Here is a 23,120-nt window from a genome sequence, read left to right as displayed (position 1 = left end):
CGGAGTGCGGGCTGTCAGAGCGCGGCGGCCGCGAGCGAGCGCGTGCCGGCGATCAGGAGGGCGGCGTCGTCCTGCGGCGGGTGCACCCGGGAGGCGAGGACGTCGCGGAGGTGCCGCTCGAGCGGGTGGTGCCGGGTGAGCCCGGGGTTGCCGAGCGCGGCGACGGCCGTCTCGACCGCGGTGACGGCCGAGCGGGTGGCGAGAAGCTTGCCGACGACGAGGCGCTCGGCGGCGCGCGGATCGCCCGCATCCACTCGCGCGGCCAGCGAGAGCAGCACCTCTTCGGCCTGCACCAGCTGCGCCTGGATCTCGCCGGCGACCGAGCGGATCCGCTCCGTCGTGGCGATCGGCCGGCCGAGCGAGGTCGGGATCCGCTCGTTCGCGAAGCGCACGAAGAAGCTCTGCGCCGCCCGTCCGACGCCGACGTAGAGCGCCGCGACCGCGAGACCGAAGCCGCCGGCCGCCCCGGACTCGGGCGCGAGCTGCGAGCGGGGCGTCCCGCGGAAGTGCTCCAGCGGCAGGCGGACCTGCTCGTAGACCACGTCGTGCGTGCTCGAGGCCCGCTGGCCCAGGTGGTCCCAGGTCCGCTCGATCCGGACCCCGGGGGCGTCGCCGGGCACGATCGCGTGCGCGAGCTCGGGCTCGCCCGACGCCCCGCCGTGATCGACCGCCCAGACCAGGTGGTACGCCAGCCCCTCCGAGCCGGTGGCGAAGCCCTTGCGGCCCTCGAGCAGCCACCCGTCGCCGTCGCGGCGGACCGACGTGGCGGGCAGGCCGCCCCGGGCGGGAGCGCCCCACTCGGGCTCGGCGCGCACCGCGTTCAGCAGCACGGGGCGCTCGGCGGAGTCGGCGAGCACCGAGCGGTAGAGCTCCTCCGGCCAGAGCGCGGCGCGGTCCTGCGCGGCGTGCTGCAGCACGGTCATCGCCGAGATCAGCGCGACCGCCGGGTCGCCCTGGCCGAGCGCGCCGAAGACGCGGACGAGGTCGACGGTGCTGGCGGGCGTGCCGCCGTAGCGGGTGCCGACGCCGAGGGAGAGCAGTCCCGCCTCGTGCACGGCCTGGATCCCCTGCCAGGGGAACTCGGCGGTGCGGTCGTAGTGCTCGGCGGTCTCGGCCAGGCGGGCCGTGATCCGGGCGAGCGCGCGGTCGGAGACATCGGGCGCGGGCAGGACCGCGGCGGCGGAGCGGACCGTGGCGGCCTGTCCCGTGAGCAGCGTCACGCGATCGCCCCGGCGAGCTCGGCCTCGAGCGGCGGCTGCGCGACGACCTCGCCGCGGCGCCCGGTCACCTCGCGGTGCGCGAGCTCCTCGCGGACCAGCGGGATGACGTACCGGCCGTAGTCGACCGCGTCGTTCAGGTTGTCGTAGCCGCGGATCGAGATCAGGTCGGCGCCGAGGTCGACGTAGTCGAGGATCGCCGCGGCGACCGTCTCCGGCGTGCCGACGAGCGCGGTGGAGGCGCCGGCCGCCCCGGTGGCGGTCGCGGTCGGCGTCCAGAGCGCCCGGTCGTGCAGGTCCTTCCGCCGCGCGATGTCGAGGAGGCGCTGCGAGCCGACGTTCGCCGGGCCGGTGGCGCTCGGCGTCTGCACCCAGAGTCCCTTCTCGCCCTTCCGCGGGTTCGTCGTGCCGCCGCGGCTCTGCAGGATGCCGAGGATCCGGTGCGCCTTCTCCCAGGCGAGCTCCTCGGTCGGCGCGATGATCGGCCGGAAGGTGACCCAGGTGCGCGGGGTGTCGGCGCGGCCGGCGGCGAGCGCCGCGTCCGCGATCCGGTCGATCTGCTGCTGGGTGTCGGCCAGCGGCTCGCCCCAGAGCCCGAAGACATCCGCGAGTGCGCCGCCCTGGCGGTAGGCCTCGTCGCTCGAGCCGCCGACCGAGATCGGGATGGTGCCGCGCACCGGCCGCACCCGCGAGACGAAGTCCTCGAAGCGGTAGTACTCGCCCTCGTGATCGAACGGCTCGGTCGCCGACCAGACCTTCCGGAGGATGCGGAGGTACTCCTCCTGCCGCGCGTAGCGCTCGGCCTTGCTCAGCCGGTCGCCCTCGCGGGCCTGCTCGTGGTCGTTCCCGCCGGCGATGAAGTGCACGACGGCCCGGCCGCCCGAGAGCTGGTCGAGAGTGGCGAGCGCCTTCGCCGCGACGGTCGGGTAGACCGTGTTGGGCCGCAGCGCGACGATCGGCTTCAGGTGCTCGGTGTACTGGGTGACCGCGGCGGCGATCGTGAACGGGTCGTGCCCGGCCGAGCCGTAGGGCACCAGCGTGTAGTCGAAGCCGCCGTCCTCGAGGATCCGGGAGTAGCGGCGCAGATAGGCGACGTCGATGGCCGGGTCGGCCAGGCCGTTGACCTCGTTCGAGTGGTTGACGTTGATCGCGGAGATGAACTCGACGGTCATGGGAGGTCCTTTCGAGAGGGTGCGGAGGCGCACCGGAGGCGCGCGGGCACGCCGGAGGAGCGCGGGAGGGCGCGGAGAGAGGGACGCGCGGCGGGCGGCGGCGCGCACATGCCGGGACAGGCGGCGAGGGCCAGGCCGTCGGGCGGAGGAGTCGGGCGACGCGGAGGCGTCAGCGGGAGACCGGACAGGAACATCCGCGCACCGGCGCGAAGGGGTTCCCGTCCGAGGACATTCGAGTGCCGACGCTCCCGCGGCTCGCTGCACCGGTCGCGCCGAGCGGCGCGGCGGCGGTGAGGGCGGGCGGGAACGTCATGGCTCCGACGCTACGGGCGAGGTGCTCCGGGCGTCCAACGATGATTCCGGATGCGTTCCGATCGGCGATCCCGATCGTTGGTAACGATTCGTCACACCCGCGTCGGCGGCCGCGACGGAGGTCACACTCGCGCGCCCGCGGGCACCGCGACCGGCCGCGCCCGCACGGTGCCGAAGACCTCCGCGAGCGCGGCGAGCGCCGTGTCCTCGACGTCCGGGGCGAGGCCGCGCCGCGAGACGAGGCGCAGGTTGACCGAGCCGAGCGCCGGCAGGTCGTGCCGCTCGACGAGTCCCTCGGCGACCGCGCCGCGGTGCGCGGTCGGCAGCACCGCGACTCCGACACCGGCGCGGGCCGCCGCGATCACGCCCTCCAGCCCCGCCGACTCGGCGACCACCCGCACCTCGTGGCCGAAGGCGCCGAGCTGCTGCAGCGCGCGCTGGCGCATCCCGCACGGCTCGGAGTAGGCGACGAGCGGGATCGGCGCGTCCTCCGGCGGCTGCCAGCCGGGTGCCGAGTACCAGTCGAGCGGCAGCGTCGCGACCTGGCGGCCCGGCAGGTCGCCGCCCACGCCGAGGATGACGGCGAGATCGACGACGCCGCGGGCCACCGCCTCCGCCAGGTGGGTGGAGCGGTCGAGTGTGAAGGTGAGCGGGCGGTCGTCGAAGGCGCGGTGCAGCGTCTCGAGGAGGCGCGGCAGCAGCTGCTCCGCGGCCGGCTCGGTCAGGCCGAGGGCGAGCGGGTTCTCGCTCGCCGCGTCGAGCAGCTCCAGCGCGTCGTCGTGCACGGCCAGGATCCGGCGGGCCTGCACCAGGAGGCGCTCGCCGGCCGGCGTGAAGCGGGCCCGGCGCCCGACCTTCTCGATGAAGGTGCGCTCGAGCCGCCGCTCGAGCGTGCGGACGTGCTGCGAGACCGTCGGCTGGCTGATGTGCAGGGCGACGGCCGCCCGGCCGAACCCACCGCAGTCGGCGATCGCCACGAGCGTGCGCAGGTGGACGATGTCGAGCGTCTCGGGCATCCTTCGACGCTACGCACGCGCCCGACCCGGGGCGACCGACGGCGCAACACGCGGACATCTCCCCTGCGCAGGGGAACGGCCGAGGTCTCCGCTGCTGCGGAGCGCCCCGGCCGTCTCCGTGCGAACGCCTCTCGGATCAGGCGCCGGAGATGCCCACGTACCCGTTCGGCTGCCAGTCCCAGAGCGCCCGGCCGTCGGCGCTGCGGACCACGAGGTTGCCGTCGTTCTGCATCGTCAGCACCGATCCCGGATTGCCGCCGGTCCCGGAGGACCACAGCGCTCGGCCCGAGGCGCTGTAGACGACCGCGTTGCCGTCGTTCTGCATCACGAAGCGGTTGCCCGCGCCGGAGGTCCCCGTGCTCCACAGGGCGACGTCGCCGGAGGGACTGCCGTAGTACACGACGACGTTGCCGTCGCTCTGCAGCACCGTGCGGACGTCCCCGCCTCGCGAGCGGAGGAACTGGCCGACGGAGAGCTGCGCGCCGGGCACCAGCGAGTCGCGGTACGCCGGGCTTCCGCCGTCGCTCGACCAGAGAGCGCGGAACGAGCTCGAGTAGAGCACCAGGTTGCCGTCGTTCTGGAGCACCAGCTGGGCGCCGTTGAAGCCGGACGTGCCGGTGAACCACACCGCCGCTCCGCCCTGATAGCTGACGAGGTCGCCCGCCTCGAGGGCGAGCCGCGTGCCGCCGCTCGTCCCGGCACTCCAGCGGACCCCGCTCTGCCCGATGACGACGAGGTTGCCGTCGTTCTGGTAGACGGCGCGGTAGCGGCCGTCGGCGGAGGCGAGCGCCTGACCGCGGTCGAGCTGCCGACCCTCGACGAGGGTGGTCTCGCCGCGGCTCGCCCAGAGCGGTGCCGCCGTGGCGGAGTAGGAGACGAGGTTGCCGTCGGCCTGGATCGCGAGGAACGACGGCTCCCCGCGGCCGTTGCTGCCGCTGGCCCACAGCGCCGCGCCCTGCGCGGAGTAGATCACGATGTTGCCGTCGCGCTGGAGCGTGAGCGAGTTGCCGGCACCCGAGGTGCCACTGACCCAGAACGCCCCACCGTTCGGGTCGTAGACGACCGCGTTGCCGTCGGTCTGCATCACGAAGCGGAAGACGCCCTGGCTGCCGAGGTTCGACCGGAGCTCCTCACCGGCCTTCAGCGTCGCTCCGACGGCGAGCCGATCGCCGGTCGCGACGGCCGCGGCGGCGGTCTCGGCGTGCAGCGCCGGCGGAGCTGCGAGCGCGGGACCGGCGACGGCGCCGCAGGTCAGGGTGGTGGCGAGGACGACGGCCGCGAGGCGGCCTCGAGTGGACAGGATCATGTGGTTCCCCCGGTGAATCGATCGCCCGCGGCAGTGCGGGCCCGCTCATCCTGGCAGTCGCGCACGACGGCCCGCCGACGGCGTTCTCACGATCCGATCACGGCCGCACGACGAGGCGGCCCCTCCCCCGGCCCGCCCTGTCGGACGGTCGTGGAAGGGGCCGCGCGACTCGGCGGATCAGTGCGCGAGCACCGGCTCCGCGGACGCCCCGGACGAGACCGCCAGGCCCGCCGAGCGGCGGCGGAACAGCAGCACCGAGAGCACCGCGCCGAGGGCGAAGAAGCCCGCGCCCCAGCCGTAGGCGACCGCGTAGCTCTGCACCGCCGCCTCCGCCGCGGTGGTCGCCGTGGTCGGGGTGTGCGTGAGGAGGTAGTCGGTGACCGCCGTCGCCGCGAGCGTGTTCAGCAGCGCGGTGCCGATCGAGCCGCCGACCTGCTGGCTGGTGTTGACCATCGCCGAGGCGACGCCGGCGAAGCGCATGTCGACTCCGCGGGTGGCGGTCTGCATCGAGCCGGGCATGATCGAGCCCATCGCGAAGCCGAGCACCATCAGCGCCGGCAGCACGTCGGCTCCGTAGCCGCTGTCGAGGTCGAGGCGGGTGAGCAGCAGCATGCCGACCACGCCGAGCAGCATGCCGAAGGTCACCATGATCTTCGGTCCGAAGCGCGGCAGCAGCAGGTTGGTCGAGAGCTGCGCGGCGAGCACGAGCATCCCGATCATCGGCAGGAACGACAGCCCGGTCTGGATCGGCGAGTAGCCGAGCGAGACCTGCAGGTAGTAGGTGACGAAGAGGAAGATCCCGAACATCCCCGCGCCGGCGATCAGCACCGAGAGGTACGCGGCGCCGCGGTCGCGGTCCAGCACGATCTGCAGCGGCAGCAGCGGGTGCTCGGTGCTGCGCTGGCGGAGCACGAAGCCGACGAGGAGCACGACGGCCGCGGCGAGCGGCACCCAGGTCATCGGCGAGTCCCAGCCGTCGGTCTCCGCGTTGGCGAAGCCGAAGACCAGGCCGAAGAGGGCGGCCGAGACGAGGATCGTCCCGGGCACGTCGAGCCGCGGGCGCGGGCCGACCCGGTCGATGGTCGGCACGAAGACGATCGCGCCGATGACCGCGACGACCGCGATCACGACGTTGATGTAGAGGTTCCAGCGCCAGTCGAAGCTCTCGGTCAGCACGCCGCCGAGGAGGAGGCCGACCGCGCCGCCGGCGCCGGCGATCGCGCCGAAGACGCCGAACGCGCGGGCGCGCTCCTTCGGGACGGTGAAGGTGGTGGTGAGCACGGCGAGGGCGGTCGGCGCGAGGAGGGCGCCGAACACGCCCTGCAGGGCGCGGGCCGCGATGAGCAGCTCGAAGTTGGGGGCGGCTCCGCCGAGCGCGGAGGCGATCGCGAAGCCGATCAGGCCGATGACGAAGGTGCGCTTGCGGCCGATCAGGTCGGAGAGGCGCCCGCCGAGCAGCAGGAGGCTGCCGAAGGCGAGCGAGTAGGCGGTGACGACCCACTGGCGGTCGCCGTCCGAGAAGCCGAGGTCGGCCTGGGCGGCGGGGAGGGCGATGTTCACGACAGTGGAGTCGAGCACGACCATGAGCTGGGCGAGCCCGACGGCGACGAGCGTCCACCAGCGGCGGGAGGACGGGGCCGGAACCGCGGGGGCGGCGGAGTCCGGCAGTGATGTGGTCTGCGACATGGAGGAGACCATATACGAGACTCGCTAGTTTCGGAACTGCGGAGTTCTTCAATTAGCATGGTGTTCACACGGGCCGTCTCGCGCGGCCCTCCCGAACCGATTGGAGAAGCCGCGATGACGCCGCCCACTCCCTCCGCCGCCACGGCCTGCGATGCTCCCGCGCGCCCCGGCCGCCGCCGCGACCCCAACCGCGACGGCGAGATCCTCACCGCCGCCCTCGACGTGCTCGCCGAGACCGGCTACGACGGCATGACGATCGACATGGTCGCCGCCCGCGCGAAGGCCGGCAAGGCCACGCTCTACCGCCGCTGGGAGTCGAAGGCCGAGCTCGTGCTCGAGGCCGTCGCCTGCCTGAAGGGCGCCGACCTCGACCAGGACGCGCTCCCCGACACCGGCACCCTGCGCGGCGACCTGGTCGCCCTGATCCGCCCGCGCGCGATCGAGGACGCCGAGCGCAAGCTCCGGATCATGTCGGGCGTCGTCGCGATGATCTCCAAGGCCCCCGAGCTCGCCGACGCCGTCCGCCAGGCCATCGTCGAGCCGCGCGCCCGCGCCAACCGGACGCTGCTGCGCCGCGCCATCGACCGCGGCGAGATCCCGGCCGACGTCGACGTCGACATGCTCGCCGTCCTGACCCCGTCGATGGTCTCCTACCGCGTGCTCCTGATGCGCGAGCCCGTCGACCGCGACTACCTCATCTCCCTCGTCGACAACGTGCTCCTCCCCGCGGTCGGCCTGCGCGCCGGAGCCCCCGCCGCCTGACCGCCCACGCCAGGCCTCGATCATGCTGATCGAGCAGCCCGCCCAGCGGTCGTATCGAGATCCACCTCTGCCAGAAGCCGAGTCTGCAGACCCATCCGGCTGACGACGCCGGGTCTCGATACGCCCCTCCGGGGCTACTCGACCATCAAGTCTGGGCGCTCTCGCATCCGCTCCTCGTCGCCGAGCCGCGAAGCGGCCTCCCCGCTCGGTCCGCCCGCGAGCCACTCGCCCCAGTGGAGTCCGGGTCGAGTGGACTCGAGACGGGGTCCGGCAGAGATACAGGGCACGATGCGGGTCCACTCGGGAACGCCGACGGTTCCGAATGGACGCGAACCAGGGGCTACCCAGCGCTCGAAGCCCAGTGCGAGTCCGTTCGAGGATCAACCCCGATCGCGACACGACGAGCGAAGGCCCGCCTCCGATGGTCAGGAGACGGGCCTTCCAACTTCTTGACGAACTACTCGCAGGCGACGAGGTCTCCGTCGCGGTCGAGACCAGCGACGTCTCCGTAGTACGGGTAGTAGGTGTTGAACCACGCCTGTGCTGCTGCCTGCGACGAGAAGTCGTCGCAGTTGACGGCATTGCCCGGATTACCGGGCTGGCTCGGTCCGGGCGCGGGCGCCGGTCCCGGCTGCGGCGCCGGCGCCGGCGCCGGCTGGTTGCTCTGCCAGAGCGCGCGGCCGTCGGTCGAGTAGATGACCAGGTTGCCGTCGTTCTGCATGACCATGCGCGCACCACCGTTGCCCGAGGTGCCCGACTGCCAGACGGCACGGCTCCCCGAGTAGATGACGGCGTTGCCGTCGCCCTGCATGACGAGGCGGTTGCCCGCTCCGCTCGTGCCGGCGCTCCAGCGGGGTCCGCCGTTGCTGTAGACGACGAAGTTGCCGTCGCCCTGCATGATCGCCTCGCTGCTGCCGTTCGTGGAGCGGAGGAGACGACCCGAGCCGAGCTCGTTGCCCGAGTTCAGCGTGTCGCTGATGACGGGCGCGGGCGGCGCCGGCGGCGTGTAGCTCGACCACACGGCGCGGTTGCCCGAGTAGATCACCAGGTTGCCGTCGTTCTGCATCACCATGCGCGCGCCGGGGTTGCCCGAGGTGCCCGACTGCCACCGCACAGCGCCGCCGGCCGAGTAGACGACCGCGTTGCCGTCGGTCTGCATCGCGAGGCGGTTGCCGCTGCCGGACGTGCCGGTGGAGAAGCGGACCTCGCCACCGCGGTAGACGACGAAGTTGCCGTCGCCCTGCATCGCGGCGCGCGAGCCGCCGTCGCTCGAGACGAGCTGCTGGCCGGAGCGGATCTCGCCGCCGCCGTTCAGCACGTCGCGGATCACGGGGGCCGGCGGCGCGGGCGGGGTGTAGCTCGACCACAGGGCACGGCCCGAGGCTGCGTAGATGACGAGGTTGCCGTCGTTCTGGATGACCATGCGCGCACCCGGGTTGCCCCCGGTGCCCGACTGCCAGCGCACTCCGCCGCCGGCGGAGTAGACGACCGCGTTGCCGTCGCCCTGCATCGCGAGGCGGTTGCCCGCGCCCGAGGTGCCGGCGCTCCAGCGTGCTGAGCCGCCGCTGTAGACGACGAAGTTGCCGTCGCCCTGCATGACCGCGCGCGAGCGCGAGTCGGTCGAGGTGATCTGCTGGTCGGCACGCAGCTCGGCGCCACCGCGGAGGGTGTCACCGATGACGGCGGGCGGAGCGGCCTGGTAGGAGGTCGCCCAGGCGGGGGTGCCGTTGGTGCGGTAGACGACGAGGTTGCCGTCGTTCTGCATCACCAGGAACGCGCCGGGGTTGCCGCCGGTGGCCGACTGCCAGAGCGCGCGGTTCGCCGTCGTGTAGACGACGAGGTTGCCGTCGGCCTGCATCGTGATGCGGTTGCCGGTGCCGGACGTGCCGGTGCTGAAGGTCGAGCGGCCCGCGGCGTCGTAGACGACCGCGTTGCCGTCGGTCTGCATCACGAAGCGGAACTGGCCGTTGCGCGAGACGATCCGCTGACCGGCGGTGAGCGTCGAGTCGGAGGCGAGGCGGTCGGTCGCCGCGGCCGGGGGCTGCGTCGGAGTGGGGGTCGGCGTCGGCGTCCGCGTCGGGCGCGGGGTCGAGGTCGGAGTGGCGGTGGGCGTCACCGTGGGAGTGGCGGTGGGCGTGACGGTCGGAGTGGCCGTCGGAGTCGGCGTCGCGGTGGGCGTCGGCTCGGGCGTCGCGGTCGGCGTCGTCGTCGGCTCCGGAGTCGGCTCCTGCGTCGGCGTCGGCTCCTGCGTCGGAGTCGGCTCCTGCGTCGGGGTGGGCGTCGGAGTCGGAGTGTCCGTCGGGTCCGCCACCGAGGACGAGAGCGCGGACGCGGTCGGAGCGAGCGCGGCGGCACCTCCCGCCGCAAGGAGGCACGCGAGCGTGAGTGCTGCGAGGCGGCGGGCGGGGGGCTGTGGCATGAAGCGCCTTTCACAGTGCGGATGCAGAGGAGGCCCGCGCGTCATCGAGCGGGCCAGGCGGAGCTTCTCACGCGCCCTCCCCGCCCGTCCATCCTTTTGGGTAGAACTACCCAACAGATGTCGTGCGGCCGGGCGCGTCACGAGGACCCCCGCGAGTCTCCTAAAATCGGAGCCATGTCGAAGGTCTTGAACAGTCTGCCCGTGGGCGAGCGCGTCGGAATCGCATTCTCGGGAGGGCTCGACACATCGGTCGCAGTCGCCTGGATGCGCGAGAAGGGCGCGGTGCCCTGCACCTACACCGCCGACATCGGCCAGGCCGACGAGCCCGACATCGACAGCGTGCCCGCGCGCGCCGCGCAGTACGGCGCCGAGATCTCGCGTCTCGTCGACGCGAAGAGCGCCCTCGTCGAGGAGGGGCTCGTCGCGCTGCAGTGCGGCGCCTTCCACATCCGCTCCGGCGGCAAGACCTACTTCAACACCACCCCCCTGGGCCGCGCCGTCACCGGTACCCTGCTGGTCCGCGCGATGCGCGAGGACGGCGTCGACATCTGGGGCGACGGCTCCACCTACAAGGGCAACGACATCGAGCGGTTCTACCGCTACGGCCTGCTGGCCAACCCGCGCCTGCGCATCTACAAGCCCTGGCTCGACGTGCAGTTCGTCAACGAACTCGGCGGCCGCACCGAGATGTCGGAGTGGCTCGTCGCCCGAGGCTTCCCGTACCGCGACGCCACCGAGAAGGCGTACAGCACCGACGCGAACATCTGGGGCGCCACCCACGAGGCCAAGCGCCTCGAGGAGCTCTCCAGCGGCATGGAGCTGGTCGAGCCGATCATGGGCGTCGCCGCCTGGCGCGAGGACGTCGAGATCGCCGCCGAGACGGTCAGCGTCCGCTTCGAGGCCGGCCGCCCGGTCGCGCTCAACGGCGTCGAGTACTCCGACCCGGTCGCCCTCGTCCTCGAGGCCAACGCGATCGGCGGCCGCCACGGCCTGGGCAACTCCGACCAGATCGAGAACCGCATCATCGAGGCCAAGAGCCGCGGCATCTACGAGGCGCCCGGCATGGCGCTGCTGCACCTGACCTACGAGCGCCTGCTCAACGCGATCCACAACGAGGACACGATCGCGCAGTACCACTCCGAGGGCCGCCGCCTCGGCCGCCTGATGTACGAGGGCCGCTGGCTCGACCCGCAGTCGCTGATGCTGCGCGAGTCCATCCAGCGCTGGGTCGGCTCCGCCGTCTCCGGCGAGGTCACCGTGCGCCTGCGCCGCGGCGACGACTACACGATCCTCGACACCACCGGCCCCGCGCTGAGCTACCACCCCGACAAGCTCTCGATGGAGCGCGTCGGCGACGCCGCCTTCGGCCCCGAGGACCGCATCGGTCAGCTGACCATGCGCAACCTCGACATCGCGGACTCCCGCTCGCGCCTCGAGCAGTACGCCGCCGCGGGCCTGGTCGGCGGCTCGACCGCCGAGCTGGTCGGCCACCTCGAGATCGGCGAGTCCGAGGCGATCACCGAGGGCAACGGCTCCGCCGCCGCCGACGCCCTCGGCCGCGCCACCGACCTCGCCTCCGAGGGCGCCGCCTTCGACGCCGGCACCGACTGACGCACCACCCCTGAGGGCCGGCGGAGACTCCTCCGCCGGCCCTTCTCGGTACCCGCAGCCCATGCCCCACCTCCGGCACGCGAAACCAACCCGGGCACGCTGAAACCCCCGGATTCCGCGAGCCGGACACGCTTCCACGAGCCGAACCCACCGCCCCGCCACCTCCGGCACGCGAGCTCACCCCCGGCACGCCGAAACCCCCGGATTCCCCGAGCCGACCCCCGATCCACGAGCCGAAGGTCTCCGCCCGCCACCTCCGGCACGCAGAACACCCCTCGGCACGTCGAATCGGCCCGTCCCCGCGAGCCGAACGCGGCCCCACGAGCCGAACGTCCGCCCGCGCCGCCCCGGCCCTGACATCCGCTCTCCCCGAGCCCGCCGTGCCGCCACCTCCTCCGTCCGGAGGGGTGGTCGCGGTGCCTCGTCGCGGCTCCTGGCTCGGGTCTGGCGGGCGCGCCGCAGGCTCGCGGGAAGGAGCCGCGACGAGGCACCGCGTCCGCCCCGGCCGCGCCGAGCGCGACGTCGCGAAGCGACGAGCACGCCAGCAGTCAGCACCCGGGGCCGTCAGTCCCCCCGCACCAGCCCCAGCGCCGCCTCCGCCGTCGCCACCGACTGCCCCGGATCGACCCGCGCCAGCACCAGCGCCGTCACCAGCAGCGACACCAGCACCCCCGCCTGCCGCGCCCGCCACTCGGCGGGCTCCCCCGGCCACCGCGCCGCCGCCCCCGCGAGCATCGCCCGCTGCAGCTCCGCCCGGTACTCCGCGATCACCTCGCGCACCGCGTCGTCGCGCGCGATCGGCGCCCCCGCCGCATTGAGGAGGAGGCAGCCGCTCTGCGCCGACACGGTTCGCGGATCGGCGAGCGCGTCCCGCAGCCCCGAGAAGTAGTCCTCGAGGGCCGTCGGCGACACCTCGTCGCGCGTCAGCGGTTCCAGCCTCGGCCGCACGATCTCGTCGAGGTAGCTCTGCACCGCCGCGTCGAAGAGCCCGCGCTTGCTGCCGAACGCGTGGTACAGGCTGGAGCGGCCGAGTCCGGTCGCCGCTTCGAGCTCGGGCAGCGACGCCTCCTCGAAGCCGCGGTCCCAGAAGACGGCGCGCGCCGACCGGACGACCTGGTCGGTGTCGAAGCTCTGCGTGCGTCCCACGGCGACTCCCTCTGCTGACTGCCGGAAAGAACCGGACTGTTGTGAACCGGTCGTTCCAGTATAGAGTGAGGCCGTTCGGTAGTGAACCGAGCGATACACAATCAGGAGGTCCCGTCGTGATCGTCATCGGACTCGTTCTCGCCGCCCTCGCGGCGCTGCTGCACGTCTACATCTTCGTGCTCGAGTCGCTGCTCTGGACGACCCCGCGCGCCCGCTCCACCTTCGGCACCACCGCCGGAGAGGCCGAGTCGACGAAGGAGCTCGCCTTCAACCAGGGCTTCTACAACCTGTTCCTCGCGATCGTGACGATCCTTGGCGTGATCGTGCTCGCCTCGGGAGCCACGGCCGTCGGCGCCGCCTTCGTCTTCACCGGCACCGGATCGATGGTCGCCGCAGCCCTCGTGCTGCTGCTCTCCTCCCCCGGCAAGCGGCGCGCGGCGCTCACGCAGATGGCGCCCGGACTGCTCGCGGTCCTCGCGCTCGGCATCGGCCTCGCCGCCTCCTGATCCCCACCCCCACGACCCCTCGGAAGGCTCCATGACCACCGTCACCAGCACCCAGATCCAGCTCGTCCGCCGCCCCGTCGGCTGGCCCGTCGCCGAGGACTTCCGCACCGCGCAGGTCGAGTACGACGAGCCCGCGGCCGGCGAGATCCGCGTCGAGAACGCCTTCCTCTCCGTCGACCCCTACATGCGCGGCCGGATGAACGACGTCAAGAGCTACACCCCGCCGTACGCACTCGGCGAGACGATGACCGGCGGCGCGATCGGCCGCGTCACCGTGTCGAGCGACCCGGACTTCCCGGTCGGCGCCGTCGTGCTGCACCAGCTCGGCTGGCGCGACATCGTGCAGGCCGCGACCTCGGCCTTCCGCGTCGTCCCCGAGATCCCCGGCGCCCCGCTGTCGCTGCGACTCGGCGTCCTCGGCATGACCGGCCTCACCGCCTTCGTCGGCCTCACCACCATCGCGGGGCTGAAGGAGGGCGACACCGTCTTCGTCTCCGGCGCCGCGGGAGCCGTCGGCTCGGCCGCCGGCCAGATCGCGCGACTGCTCGGCGCGAAGCGCGTCATCGGCTCCGCCGGCTCGGCCGAGAAGGTCGCGCTGCTCACGGAGAAGTACGGCTACGACGCCGCGTTCGACTATCACGCCGGTCCCGTCCGCGAGCAGCTCGCCGCGGCGGCGCCCGAGGGCATCGACGTCTACTTCGACAACGTCGGCGGCGACCACCTCGAGGCGGCGCTCGACGCCTTCAACGACGGCGGACGCGCCGCACTCTGCGGTGCGATCGCCGGCTACAACAGCACCGAGAAGCCGGCCGGCCCCGACAACATGGCCAACGTCATCACCCGTGCGCTCACGCTGCGCGGCTTCACGCTCGCGGCGTACCTCGACCACGCCCCGGAGTTCAACCGCCTGATGGGCGGCTGGTTCCAGGAGGGGAGCATCGCCTACGACGAGACCGTCGTCGACGGCATCGACCACGCGGTCGACGCCTTCCTCTCGATGATGCGCGGCGGCAACACCGGCAAGATGATCGTCCGCCTCTAGGACCTTCCCTGCTGGTCGAGGAGGTGCGCAGCGCCCCCTTACATGCTGGTCGAGTAGCCGCGCAGAGGCGTATCGAGACCCGCCCACCGGACGACGACGGATCTCGATGCGCCCTCTGCGAGGGCTGCTCGATCACCATGAGATTGCACGCGTCGCAGACGCGCTCCTCTTTTCTGCTGGTCGAGTAGCCGCGCAGCGGCGTATCGAGACCCGCCCACCGGACGACGGCGGATCTCGATGCGCCCTCTGCGAGGGCTACTCGATCACCATGCAGTGCCCCCGTCCGCCGGTCAGCGCTTGACGGCGTCGATCTTCAGCATCTTGGCGATGACGGAGTCGAGCTCCGAGTCGTCGAAGATCTTCTTCCAGTCGTCCTTGATGAGCGCCTCGCGGCCGTAGCCCATGGCGATGTGGCACGCCTCGGAGAACGGGTTCGAGCCGCGCAGGCCATTGGTCAGCGCGATCCAGGTGTGGCCGTAGAGCATCGCGCGGGCCGCCTCGTAGGGAACGCCGACGCCGTTGACGGTCTCGTCCAGCGCCTCCTTGAGGAACTCGCCGACCATGCAGGCGATCGTCTCGACCAGGGTCGGCTCGAGCACGGCGAGCTGCTTGACGGTCACCCAGTGCACGGCGATGACGGGCGCGTAGATGGTCGAGATGACCTTCTCCGCGATGGCCCGCACGTCGTCGTCCGCGTCCTCGAGCGCCGCGACGACCTCCTGGGGCGCGGCGATGCCGCCGAACGTGTCGGCCCACTCCTCCGGAGTGGTGCGCTCGAGGAACACCGACGGGTGGCACGGGTGCGCCACGGCGTAGTGGATGTCCTCGCGCTTGGCGAGCAGCCCCGCGTACGCGGCGGCCGGGTCGAGGGTGAGGATGATCGCGCCGCTCTTCATCTGCGGGATCACGTCCTCCGAGACCGCGCCGAGCACGACGTCGGGGACGGCGAGGATGACGACGTCGGCGTCCTTCACGGCGTCCGGGGTCGCGGTGATCTCGCGGCCGGCCTCGCGGGTGCGCTCCTGACCGGCGGGCGAGGCCTCGCTGTAGAGGGCGTTGTACTCGGACTTCTGCAGGTTGTTCGAGACCCGCATGCCCATCTTGCCGCCGGCGCCGATGACGGCGACGGTGAGGGCGGAGGCGGCGGTGCCCGGGGCGGTGGTGGCGGTGGTGTCGGTCATGAGTTCCTTCTCCTGAGCTGGTCGAGGGTGGTGCGGGTCCACTCGGCTTCGAGCCGGGTGGTGACGAGCGCCTGCTCCGCGGCGGGGACGGTGTCCTGCCAGGGGAGCCAGAACTCGATGATCTGGGTGATGCCGCGCTCGGCCGGCCGGAGCAGCGCGAGCATGCCGTCGTAGTCGAGGCGGCCGTCGCCGAGCGCCGTGCCGGTGTAGACGAAGCCGACCCAGCCGGGGTTGCGGCTGAAGTCGAAGTCCTTCACGTGCCAGTTCGCGACGTACGGAGCGCAGCGGGCGGTGACGTCCTCCGGCAGCTCGAGGTTCGCGACGGTGTTCGCCGGGTCGAGGCAGATCCGGATCCGCGGGTGATCGAGCGTCGCGATCACGTCGACGAGGTCGGCGGTGCTCACCTGCTCGTACGTCTCCAGGGCCAGCGTGACGCCGGCCTCCTCCAGCTCGGGCGCGATCTCGCGCAGGCGCCGCAGCGTCTCGGCGCGGTCCGGCCGGTCCTCCCCCGCCGTCCACATGCTGCGCAGCAGCACGACGTCGAGCGCGCGGGCCAGGTGGAGCCAGCGGCGCAGGTGCGCGGGATCGGTGCCGCGGGTGCCGAGCTCGAGCGCGACCCCCTCGGCGTCCGCGACCGCGCGCAGCGACGCGAGCTGCTCGTCCGAGTACGCCTCGAGCGACGGCACGTCGCAGAGCTGCAGCAGGTCGACGCCGAGCGCGGCGGTCTCGCGGACCATGTCCTCGACGCCGAGCGGCTCGGGGACGCGGTCGGAGGAGCGCCAGAAGAAGGCGTAGCTGCTGAGGCCGAGGCGGCTCACGAGCGGGCCTCAGAGTCTGCGCGCGCGAGGACGAGCGCCTCGTCGAGGATCGCGCCGACCGCCTCCGGGTCGTGCGCGAAGCGGCCGAGGAACAGCCCGGGCACGCGGCCCTCGAGCGCGGTCAGCAGGCCCGGTCCGGCGCTGCCGCCGTAGATGACGCGGCTGCCGGCGCGGCCGGGCAGCTCCGCGAGGGCCGCCTCGAGCGCGGTGACGACGCCGGCGATGAAGGCCGGCTCGGCGGGCTCGGGTGCGCCGATCGCCCAGACGGGCTCGTAGGCGGCGAGGATCGGACCGACGGCGCCGGCCTCGTCCGCGTCCGCGAGGGCGGAGCCGATCTGCGCGAGCACGAGCTCGACCGCGTCCTCGACGGAGCCGCGCTCGGTCTCGCCGACGCAGAGCAGCGGGACGAGATCGTTGCGGAACGCCGCCGCGACCTTCGCACGGACGCGCTCGTCGTCGTCGCCGAAGAGCGCGCGCCGCTCGGCGTGGCCGATCTCGACCAGCCGGCAGCCGATCTCGCGCAGCTCCGCACCGCTGACCTCGCCGGTGAACGCGCCGGCGTCCTCCCAGAACAGGTCCTGGGCGCCGAGCGCGACGCCGGCCTCCGCCGCGAGGGCGCCGACCGGCACCAGCGCGGGGAAGGTCGGCACCACGAACAGCTCGACGGCTCCGGAGGCGGTCGCCTCGTGCGTCCGCGCGATCTCGGCGATGCGCCGCATCCACTCGAGCGTCCGCGCGTGGCCGAAGTACATCTTGAGGCTCACGCCGACGGTGAACGCCGGGGCGTCCCCGGCGGCGCGGCTCAGCACGAGCCGACCGTGGCGGCGTCGTCGGCGACCGGGTTGCCGGCCTCGTACGCCTCGATCACGCGCACCTTCTCCGCGGAGGCGGAGGACGTGTCGAACTCGTAGCCGAGCCACTCCTTCGCGAGGCGGCGGGCCAGCTCGATGCCGACGACGCGCTGGCCCATGCAGAGCACCTGCGCGTCGTTGGAGAGGATCGAGCGCTCGACCGAGAACGAGTCGTGCGCGGTGACGGCGCGGATGCCGGCCACCTTGTTGGCGGCGATCGCGACGCCGAGCCCGGTGCCGCAGATCAGGATGGCGCGGTCGGCCTCGCCGCGGGCGACCATCTCGGCGGCGGCGATGGCGACGCTCGGGTAGGGCGTGTGCGACGACGCGTCGACACCGACGTCGACGACGGACACGACGCGGGAGTCCTTCTCCAGGTCGGCCTTGACGATCTCCTTGTAGTCGAGACCGGCGTCGTCGGAGCCGACGACGAGGCGGAAGGGTGCGCTCATGGGTGTTCTCTCCTTGCTGGAAGCGGATTCGGGGACGGGGTCGACGCTACGCGCCGCTGCCGACAGAGCCGGGGGCGGCGGCGTCGGCACCCGAGCGCAGCACCGCGCCGATCGCGGTGACGATCAGCCCGAGCGAGTGCGCGCCCGCGTCGGGGGTGCCGAGGCTCTTCTCGGCGTGCGGCCGGGCGCGACCCATCCTCGGCAGCAGCTGCGCGGTCGCGGCGGCGGCGGCGGCGCAGGCCTCGGCGGCCCGGGTCCACGCCGCGGGCAGCTCTTCCCCCGCGGCGACGGCCTCACCGAGGACGTCGGCGAAGGGCACGAGGGAGTCGACCATCGTCTTGTCCCCCGGCGTCGCGCCGAAGCGGAGGATCGCGGCGCGCGCGCCGTCGACGCCCTCGACCACCGCGGCGGCCGTGGGCGCGGCGGTGTCGCCGAGCGCCGAGCCGACCGCGGCGAGCGCGGCGCCCCAGAGCGCTCCGGAGGTGCCGCCGGCCCGGTCGGACCACGCGTCGCCGGCGTGGGCGAGCACGGTCCCCGCCCCGGCGCCGGCCTCGAGCGCGGCCCGGGCGGCGGCGACCGCCGCGTGCACGCCGCGCTGCAAGCCGATGCCGTGGTCGCCGTCGCCGGCGACCGCGTCGATCCGGCCGAGCTCCTCGGCGTTCTCGTCGATCGTGGACTGCGTCGCCTCGAGGGCGGCGAGCACGGTGCGGGCGGCGTCGCGGGAATCGTCGCTCGCGTCGCCGATGACGACCGCGGCCGTCTCCTGCTCGGTCACCGCGGCCTGCTCGGCGGGGCGGACCGAGCCCTTGCGATACGCAGGCGCCTCGGCCGGCGCGGCCCACAGCCGCTCCAGCTCGTCGTCCACCCAGAAGAAGGTGAGCGAGACGCCGGCCATGTCGAAGCTGGTGACGAGCTCGCCGACCTCGGGCTCGAGCACCTCGAGGCCGCGCTCGCGCAGGCGTCGCTCGACGCCGGCGTAGACGACGAACAGCTCCTCGTACTTCACCGAGCCGAGCCCGTTCAGCACGACGACGAGGCGCGAGCCCTCGGCCGCGTCGACGCCGTCGGGCAGCTCGGCGAGCAGGGACGAGACCAGCAGCTCGGCGAGACCGTCGGCCGTCGGCACGTCGTCCTCGCGGATGCCGGGCTCGCCGTGGATGCCCATGCCGACCGCCATCCGCCCCTCCGGAACGGTGAACAGCGGCTCGGACGCCCCGGGCAGCGAGCAGCCGGAGAAGGCCACGCCGAAGGAGCGGGTGCGCTCGTTGGCGAGGCGGGCGATGCGCTCGACCTCGTCCAGCGACGCGCCCTCCTCCGCGGCGGCGCCCGCGACCTTGAAGACCGTCAGGTCGCCGGCGATCCCGCGGCGCTTGTGCTTCTCGGCGACGCTCGCGCTCGAGACGTCGTCCGTCACCGTCACGGTGCGGACGTCGATCCCCTCGTCGCGCAGGCGCCGCTCGGCCGCGTCGAAGTTCAGCACGTCGCCCGCGTAGTTGCCGTAGCTCAGCAGCACGCCGCCGCCGTGCTCGGCCGCCGCAGCGACCGAGTGCACCTGCTGCGCGGACGGCGAGGCGAAGAGATTGCCCATCGCCGCGCCGTGCGCGAGACCCTGCCCGACGAGTCCGCCGAACGCCGGGTAGTGACCGGAGCCGCCGCCCACCACGAGGGCGACCGAGCCGGGCGCGCTCACGGTCGAGCGCACCACGCCGCCCTGCACCCGCCGCACGAAGCGGCGGTTCGCGGCGACGAAGCCGTCGATCATCTCGTCGGCGAAGTCGGACGGATCGTTGTAGAGCCGGGTCATCAGGAGTCCTGTTCGAGGAGGGGCGTCGGGCGACGGGCGGTCAGCGGGTCGTGCGGGTGATCAGTGCGCGATCACGTCGACGCTGGGGGCGTCGAGCGGTGCGTCCTTGTAGCGGCGCGCCAGCAGGGACATCAGCACGGCCGAGAGCAGCAGGAAGAAGCCGACGATGAACATCGGGACCTCGTAGCCGCCGGTCGCGTCCTTCAGGGCGCCCGTGATGTACGGGGCCGAGAAGCCGGCCAGGTTTCCGACGGTGTTGATCAGCGCGATGCCCGCCGCGGCCGCCGCGCCGGTGAGGAACCGGGTCGGGAAGGTCCAGAAGTTGGGCAGCGCCGAGAAGATCGCCATCGCGGTGACGGTGATCACGGCGATCGTGGCCGCCGGGGAGCCGGCGAAGAGCGCGAGCGGGATGGACAGGCCACCGGCGATCGCGGGGATCACGATGTGCCAGGTGCGGACGCCGCGGCGGGTGGCGTCGCGCGACCAGAGGTAGAGGGCGATGGCCGCGGGCACGTAGGGGATCGCGGTGATCAGGCCCTTCTCGAAGATGCCGAAGGTGGTGCCGTACTGCTCCTGGAAGCCCTCGATGATCGTGGGCAGGAAGAAGGCGAGGGCGTAGAGGCCGTAGATGAAGCCGAAGTAGACGAAGCTCAGCATCCAGACGCGGCCGCTCTTGAAAGCGGACGACATCTTGGGGTGGGTGGTGACGCCCTTGGTCTTCACGTCCTCCTCGCGCTTCAGCGCGGTGGTGAGCCAGACCTGCTCCTCGCGGGTCAGCCACTTCGCGTCGGAGGGCTTGTCCTTGAGGTAGAACCAGGCGATGACGCCGATGACGATCGCCGGCAGCGAGACGCCGAGGAACATGAAGCGCCAGCCCTCGAGGCCGAGGATGCCGTCCTGCTCGATCAGCAGGCCGGCGAGCGGGGCGCCGACGACCGTCGTGAGCGGCTGCGCCAGGTAGAAGAGCGCGAGGATCTTCGAGCGGTGCTTGGCCGGCACCCAGAGGCTGAGGAAGAGGATCGCGCCTGGGAAGAAGCCCGCCTCGGCGACACCGAGCAGGAAGCGCAGGGCGACGAGCTGCTCGAAGTTCTGCACCCAGGTGAAGAGCAGCGCGACGATGCCCCAGCTGACCATGATGCGGGCGAGCCAGCGGCGGGCGCCGAAGCGGTGCAGCGCGAGGTTGCTCGGCACCTCCAGCAGGATGTAGCCGATGAAGAAGACGCCCGAGGCGAAGCCGAACTGGGCCGCCGAGAGGGCGAGGTCGGCCTCCATGCCGTTCGGCGCGGCGAAGCCGATGGCCGTGCGGTCGAGGTAGTTGATGAAGAACATCAGGGCGACGAACGGCACGAGCCGGATCGACACCTTCCTGATGGCGCTCTTCTCGACGGCGGCGTCCGCCGTCGCGGTTCCGCCTGTGCGGGAGGGAAGGTCCACGTCGATCTCCTGATCCGTGTCAACGACTGTGTTGGATGGTGCGGGGTGGACTCGGGCCGCCTTCGGGGGAATTGGCTGACCGGTTGACCAATTAGAGGATGCCGTGCCGGGGCGCCGGTTGTCAACCGGTTCTGCGGTCGCGTCGCTGCGGGTGGGGTGTCGGCGCGGTTGCTACGGTCGGAGCATGCCGGCGTACCCCGAAGACGACCCGTCCCTCGTGCGCCTGGAGCTGCAGGTCCTCCCCCGCGGCACCGCCGTCGCCGAGGTGGCCAAGCAGCTCACCTCGCTGCTCACCCGCGGCGATCTCGTGCCCGGCTCCCGCCTCCCTCCGGAGCGCCAGCTCGCCGAGAGCCTCGGCGTCGGCCGTTCGGCGGTGCGGGAGGCCCTCGCGGCGCTGGAGATCCTCGGCATCGTCACGGTGCGGCCCGGCTCCGGCACCTACCTGCGCGACAGCACCTCCGAGCTCCTGCCGACCACGCTGAGCTGGGGCCTGATGCTCTCCGCGGGGCGCACGGCCGAGCTGATCGAGGTGCGCGGCACCCTGGAGGTGCAGGCCGCGATGCTGGCGGCGCTCCGCATCGACGACGAGGGACTCGAGCGCCTGCGCGCGCACCTGGCGGCGATGGAGTCGCATCTCGACGACATCGCGGCGTTCGTCGAGGCCGACGTGCGCTTCCACCTGCAGATCGCGGTCAGCGCCGAGAACGTGGTGCTGCGCGATCTGCTGCAGACCATCCGGTCGCTGCTGCGACTCTGGGTCGAGCGCGCGCTCAGCAGCCCCGAGCAGGCCCTCGACGCCTTCACCGAGCACCGCGCCGTGCTCGAGGCGATCGAGGCGCGCGACCCGTCCGCCGCCGCGCGGGCGATGGAGGCGCACATGAGCACCGCGTCCCGGCGCCTGGCGGACACCGGGAGCTGATCGAGGGCCGTCGGTCCGGGGCCCTGAGTCCGGGGCTGCTGATCGCGCCCCGCGGTGGCAGACTCGGCCCATGAGCGACCTCCTGCGCCGCGGTGCCGCGGCGGCCCTGACCCTCGCCGCGGTCGGCCTCCTCGTCACCGGCTGCGCGGGGCGCGCCGACATCGCCTCCTCCACCTCGCCGCTGCCGCGGCCGAGCGCGACGGCCACGGCGACGCCCACCGCCTCGCCCACGGCGACGGCGTCGGCACCCGCCTCGATCGTCCCGACCGCGGAGCCGACCGCCGCGCCGACGGCGGCATCCGAGACTCCCGCCCCGCTGCCGACCTCGTCGCAGCCGCCGGCACCGGCTCCCGAGCCTGCGCCCGAGCCCTCGACCGTCCGCTGCGTCGGGAGCGACCTCTCGCTCGAGTACCGCGCCGACCCCGACGCGTCCGGCGCGGGCAGCAGCGCCTTCGACCTGATCTTCACGAACACGACCGACCGGACCTGCACGCTCGCCGGCATCCCCGGGGTCTACGCCGCCGGGGCCGACGGCAGCCGCCTCGGCGCGGTCGCCTCCGCCGACGGCCCGAACCCGGACGGCCTGCTCGCCCTCGCTCCGGCGGCGCAGGCCGATGTCCGCGTCGCCTGGCACTCCCCCGGCGCCTTCGGCTGCCCGACCGCGACGTCGACGTTCCTGGTGGCCGAGGTGATCGACGCGGCCGATGCCGCCGTCCGCGCGCCCGCCGCGATCGAGGTCTGCACCGACGGCACCGTGTACCTGGACGCCTCCACCTACACGCTGCTCGGCTAGGTCCTGCGCCGGTCCCCCGAGGACCGCGCCCAGGTGGTGGAATGGACGAGGACAAGGAGAACCCATGCTCATCCCCCCGAACGACACCGGCGCCCGCGCCCGGTCCACCCGCCTGCCCTCCGCGCCGGCCACCCGCTCCGGCGGTCACTCGCCGCTGTCCGAGACGGTCGCCGTCTGATGGCCGAGGAGCGCGCGATCCTCGCCGGCGGCTGCTTCTGGGGCCTGCAGGAGCTGATCCGGGACCTGCCGGGCGTCTTCGAGACCCGCGCCGGCTACTCCGGCGGGACCACCCCGAACGCGACCTACCGCCACCACGGCGACCACGCCGAGGCGGTGGAGATCGAGTTCGACCCCGAGCAGACCTCCTACCGCGACCTGCTCGAGTTCTTCTTCCAGGCGCATGATCCGACCACCCGGAACCGGCAGGGCAACGACATCGGCACGGGCTACCGCTCCGTGATCGTCGCCCTCTCGCCCGAGCAGGAGCGCGTCGCCCGCGAGACGATCGCCGAGATCGACGCCTCCGGCCGCTGGCCGGGCCCGGTCGTCACCGAGGTCCAGCCGGCCGGCGAGTTCTGGGACGCGGAGGAGGAGCACCAGGACTACCTCCGGAAGCACCCCGGCGGCTACACCTGCCACTGGGTGCGCCCGGGCTGGACGCTCGACGCCTGAG

20 protein-coding genes are annotated in these 23,120 nt (G+C 73.0%); 7 read left to right on the top strand and 13 right to left on the bottom strand.

What is annotated here, in order from left to right; genetic code table 11:
• Positions 1-14: 14 nt before the first annotated feature.
• The 5 genes from MT353_RS20655 to MT353_RS20635 all read right to left on the bottom strand — a co-directional run bounded on the left by MT353_RS20655 (position 15) and on the right by MT353_RS20635 (position 6,709).
• Positions 15-1,220 (bottom strand): acyl-CoA dehydrogenase family protein, encoded by a 1,206-nt coding sequence (locus MT353_RS20655; RefSeq protein WP_243625796.1) that lies wholly within the window; start codon positions 1,218-1,220, stop codon positions 15-17.
• Positions 1,217-2,389, bottom strand: coding sequence for an LLM class flavin-dependent oxidoreductase (locus tag MT353_RS20650; RefSeq protein ID WP_243625795.1), 1,173 nt, complete (start codon positions 2,387-2,389; stop codon positions 1,217-1,219). Before MT353_RS20650 ends, MT353_RS20655 begins: the two co-directional genes overlap by 4 nt.
• A gap of 434 nt (positions 2,390-2,823) precedes the next feature.
• Positions 2,824-3,717, bottom strand: a complete 894-nt coding sequence (locus tag MT353_RS20645) for a LysR family transcriptional regulator (protein WP_132436434.1) — start codon at positions 3,715-3,717, stop codon at positions 2,824-2,826.
• A 136-nt stretch (positions 3,718-3,853) separates the two neighbouring features.
• Positions 3,854-5,023: a hypothetical protein gene (locus MT353_RS20640; RefSeq protein ID WP_123735938.1), complete on the bottom strand. Its 1,170-nt coding sequence runs from the start codon at positions 5,021-5,023 to the stop codon at positions 3,854-3,856.
• Positions 5,024-5,200: 177 nt separating this feature from the next.
• Positions 5,201-6,709, bottom strand: coding sequence for an MFS transporter (locus tag MT353_RS20635; protein ID WP_243625794.1), 1,509 nt, complete (start codon positions 6,707-6,709; stop codon positions 5,201-5,203).
• 114 nt (positions 6,710-6,823) lie between these two features.
• On the opposite strand from MT353_RS20635, the gene MT353_RS20630 reads away from it, so the two are divergent.
• Positions 6,824-7,471, top strand: a complete 648-nt coding sequence (locus MT353_RS20630) for a TetR/AcrR family transcriptional regulator (RefSeq protein ID WP_243625793.1) — start codon at positions 6,824-6,826, stop codon at positions 7,469-7,471.
• Between the two features lie 457 nt (positions 7,472-7,928).
• Here the strand turns inward: MT353_RS20630 and MT353_RS20625 are convergent, their stop codons facing one another.
• The gene (locus MT353_RS20625; protein WP_243625792.1) at positions 7,929-9,890 is read right to left on the bottom strand and encodes an excalibur calcium-binding domain-containing protein; all 1,962 of its coding nucleotides are present in this window, start codon (positions 9,888-9,890) and stop codon (positions 7,929-7,931) included.
• Positions 9,891-10,064: 174 nt separating this feature from the next.
• Between MT353_RS20625 and argG the strand changes: the two genes are divergently transcribed.
• On the top strand, positions 10,065-11,501 hold the full coding sequence (gene argG / locus MT353_RS20620; RefSeq protein ID WP_123446074.1) for an argininosuccinate synthase: 1,437 nt from the start codon (positions 10,065-10,067) through the stop codon (positions 11,499-11,501).
• Positions 11,502-12,065: 564 nt separating this feature from the next.
• On the opposite strand, the gene MT353_RS20615 is transcribed toward argG, so the two are convergent.
• A complete protein-coding gene (locus MT353_RS20615; RefSeq protein ID WP_243625791.1) occupies positions 12,066-12,647 on the bottom strand; it encodes a TetR/AcrR family transcriptional regulator in 582 nt (193 codons plus the stop codon).
• A gap of 116 nt (positions 12,648-12,763) precedes the next feature.
• On the opposite strand from MT353_RS20615, the gene MT353_RS20610 reads away from it, so the two are divergent.
• Together MT353_RS20610 and MT353_RS20605 are read left to right on the top strand one after the other, a co-directional pair.
• Entirely contained in the window at positions 12,764-13,153 is a 390-nt protein-coding gene (locus MT353_RS20610; RefSeq protein ID WP_243625790.1) for a DUF1304 domain-containing protein, read from the top strand.
• Positions 13,154-13,184: 31 nt separating this feature from the next.
• Positions 13,185-14,195, top strand: a complete 1,011-nt coding sequence (locus MT353_RS20605) for an NADP-dependent oxidoreductase (RefSeq protein WP_243625789.1) — start codon at positions 13,185-13,187, stop codon at positions 14,193-14,195.
• A 290-nt stretch (positions 14,196-14,485) separates the two neighbouring features.
• On the opposite strand, the gene MT353_RS20600 is transcribed toward MT353_RS20605, so the two are convergent.
• From MT353_RS20600 to MT353_RS20575, 6 genes are read right to left on the bottom strand one after another with little or no spacing between them, the layout of a single operon-like run.
• Positions 14,486-15,376, bottom strand: coding sequence for a phosphogluconate dehydrogenase C-terminal domain-containing protein (locus tag MT353_RS20600; RefSeq protein ID WP_123732941.1), 891 nt, complete (start codon positions 15,374-15,376; stop codon positions 14,486-14,488).
• A complete protein-coding gene (locus tag MT353_RS20595; RefSeq protein ID WP_243625788.1) occupies positions 15,373-16,194 on the bottom strand; it encodes a sugar phosphate isomerase/epimerase in 822 nt (273 codons plus the stop codon). Before MT353_RS20595 ends, MT353_RS20600 begins: the two co-directional genes overlap by 4 nt.
• On the bottom strand, positions 16,191-17,003 hold the full coding sequence (locus MT353_RS20590) for a triose-phosphate isomerase family protein (protein ID WP_243625787.1): 813 nt from the start codon (positions 17,001-17,003) through the stop codon (positions 16,191-16,193). Before MT353_RS20590 ends, MT353_RS20595 begins: the two co-directional genes overlap by 4 nt.
• On the bottom strand, positions 16,997-17,497 hold the full coding sequence (locus MT353_RS20585; protein WP_243625786.1) for a ribose-5-phosphate isomerase: 501 nt from the start codon (positions 17,495-17,497) through the stop codon (positions 16,997-16,999). Before MT353_RS20585 ends, MT353_RS20590 begins: the two co-directional genes overlap by 7 nt.
• A gap of 46 nt (positions 17,498-17,543) precedes the next feature.
• Positions 17,544-19,301, bottom strand: coding sequence for a dihydroxyacetone kinase family protein (locus MT353_RS20580; RefSeq protein ID WP_243625785.1), 1,758 nt, complete (start codon positions 19,299-19,301; stop codon positions 17,544-17,546).
• Positions 19,302-19,361: 60 nt separating this feature from the next.
• The gene (locus MT353_RS20575; RefSeq protein WP_243625858.1) at positions 19,362-20,630 is read right to left on the bottom strand and encodes an MFS transporter; all 1,269 of its coding nucleotides are present in this window, start codon (positions 20,628-20,630) and stop codon (positions 19,362-19,364) included.
• Positions 20,631-20,919: 289 nt separating this feature from the next.
• Between MT353_RS20575 and MT353_RS20570 the strand changes: the two genes are divergently transcribed.
• The 3 genes from MT353_RS20570 to msrA all read left to right on the top strand — a co-directional run bounded on the left by MT353_RS20570 (position 20,920) and on the right by msrA (position 23,119).
• Positions 20,920-21,654 carry a FadR/GntR family transcriptional regulator gene (locus tag MT353_RS20570; protein WP_123735949.1) on the top strand — a complete coding sequence of 245 codons (735 nt, stop codon included), beginning with the start codon at positions 20,920-20,922 and terminating at the stop codon, positions 21,652-21,654.
• Between the two features lie 70 nt (positions 21,655-21,724).
• Entirely contained in the window at positions 21,725-22,447 is a 723-nt protein-coding gene (locus MT353_RS20565) for a DUF4232 domain-containing protein (protein WP_243625784.1), read from the top strand.
• Between the two features lie 177 nt (positions 22,448-22,624).
• Positions 22,625-23,119 carry a peptide-methionine (S)-S-oxide reductase MsrA gene (msrA, locus tag MT353_RS20560; protein WP_123446063.1) on the top strand — a complete coding sequence of 165 codons (495 nt, stop codon included), beginning with the start codon at positions 22,625-22,627 and terminating at the stop codon, positions 23,117-23,119.
• Position 23,120 lies beyond the last annotated feature (1 nt).

The sequence above is a fragment of the Rathayibacter sp. VKM Ac-2927 genome (genome assembly GCF_022815525.1).
GTDB lineage: Bacteria > Actinomycetota > Actinomycetes > Actinomycetales > Microbacteriaceae > Rathayibacter > Rathayibacter festucae.
This window is presented reverse-complemented; position numbering and strand designations above follow the sequence as displayed.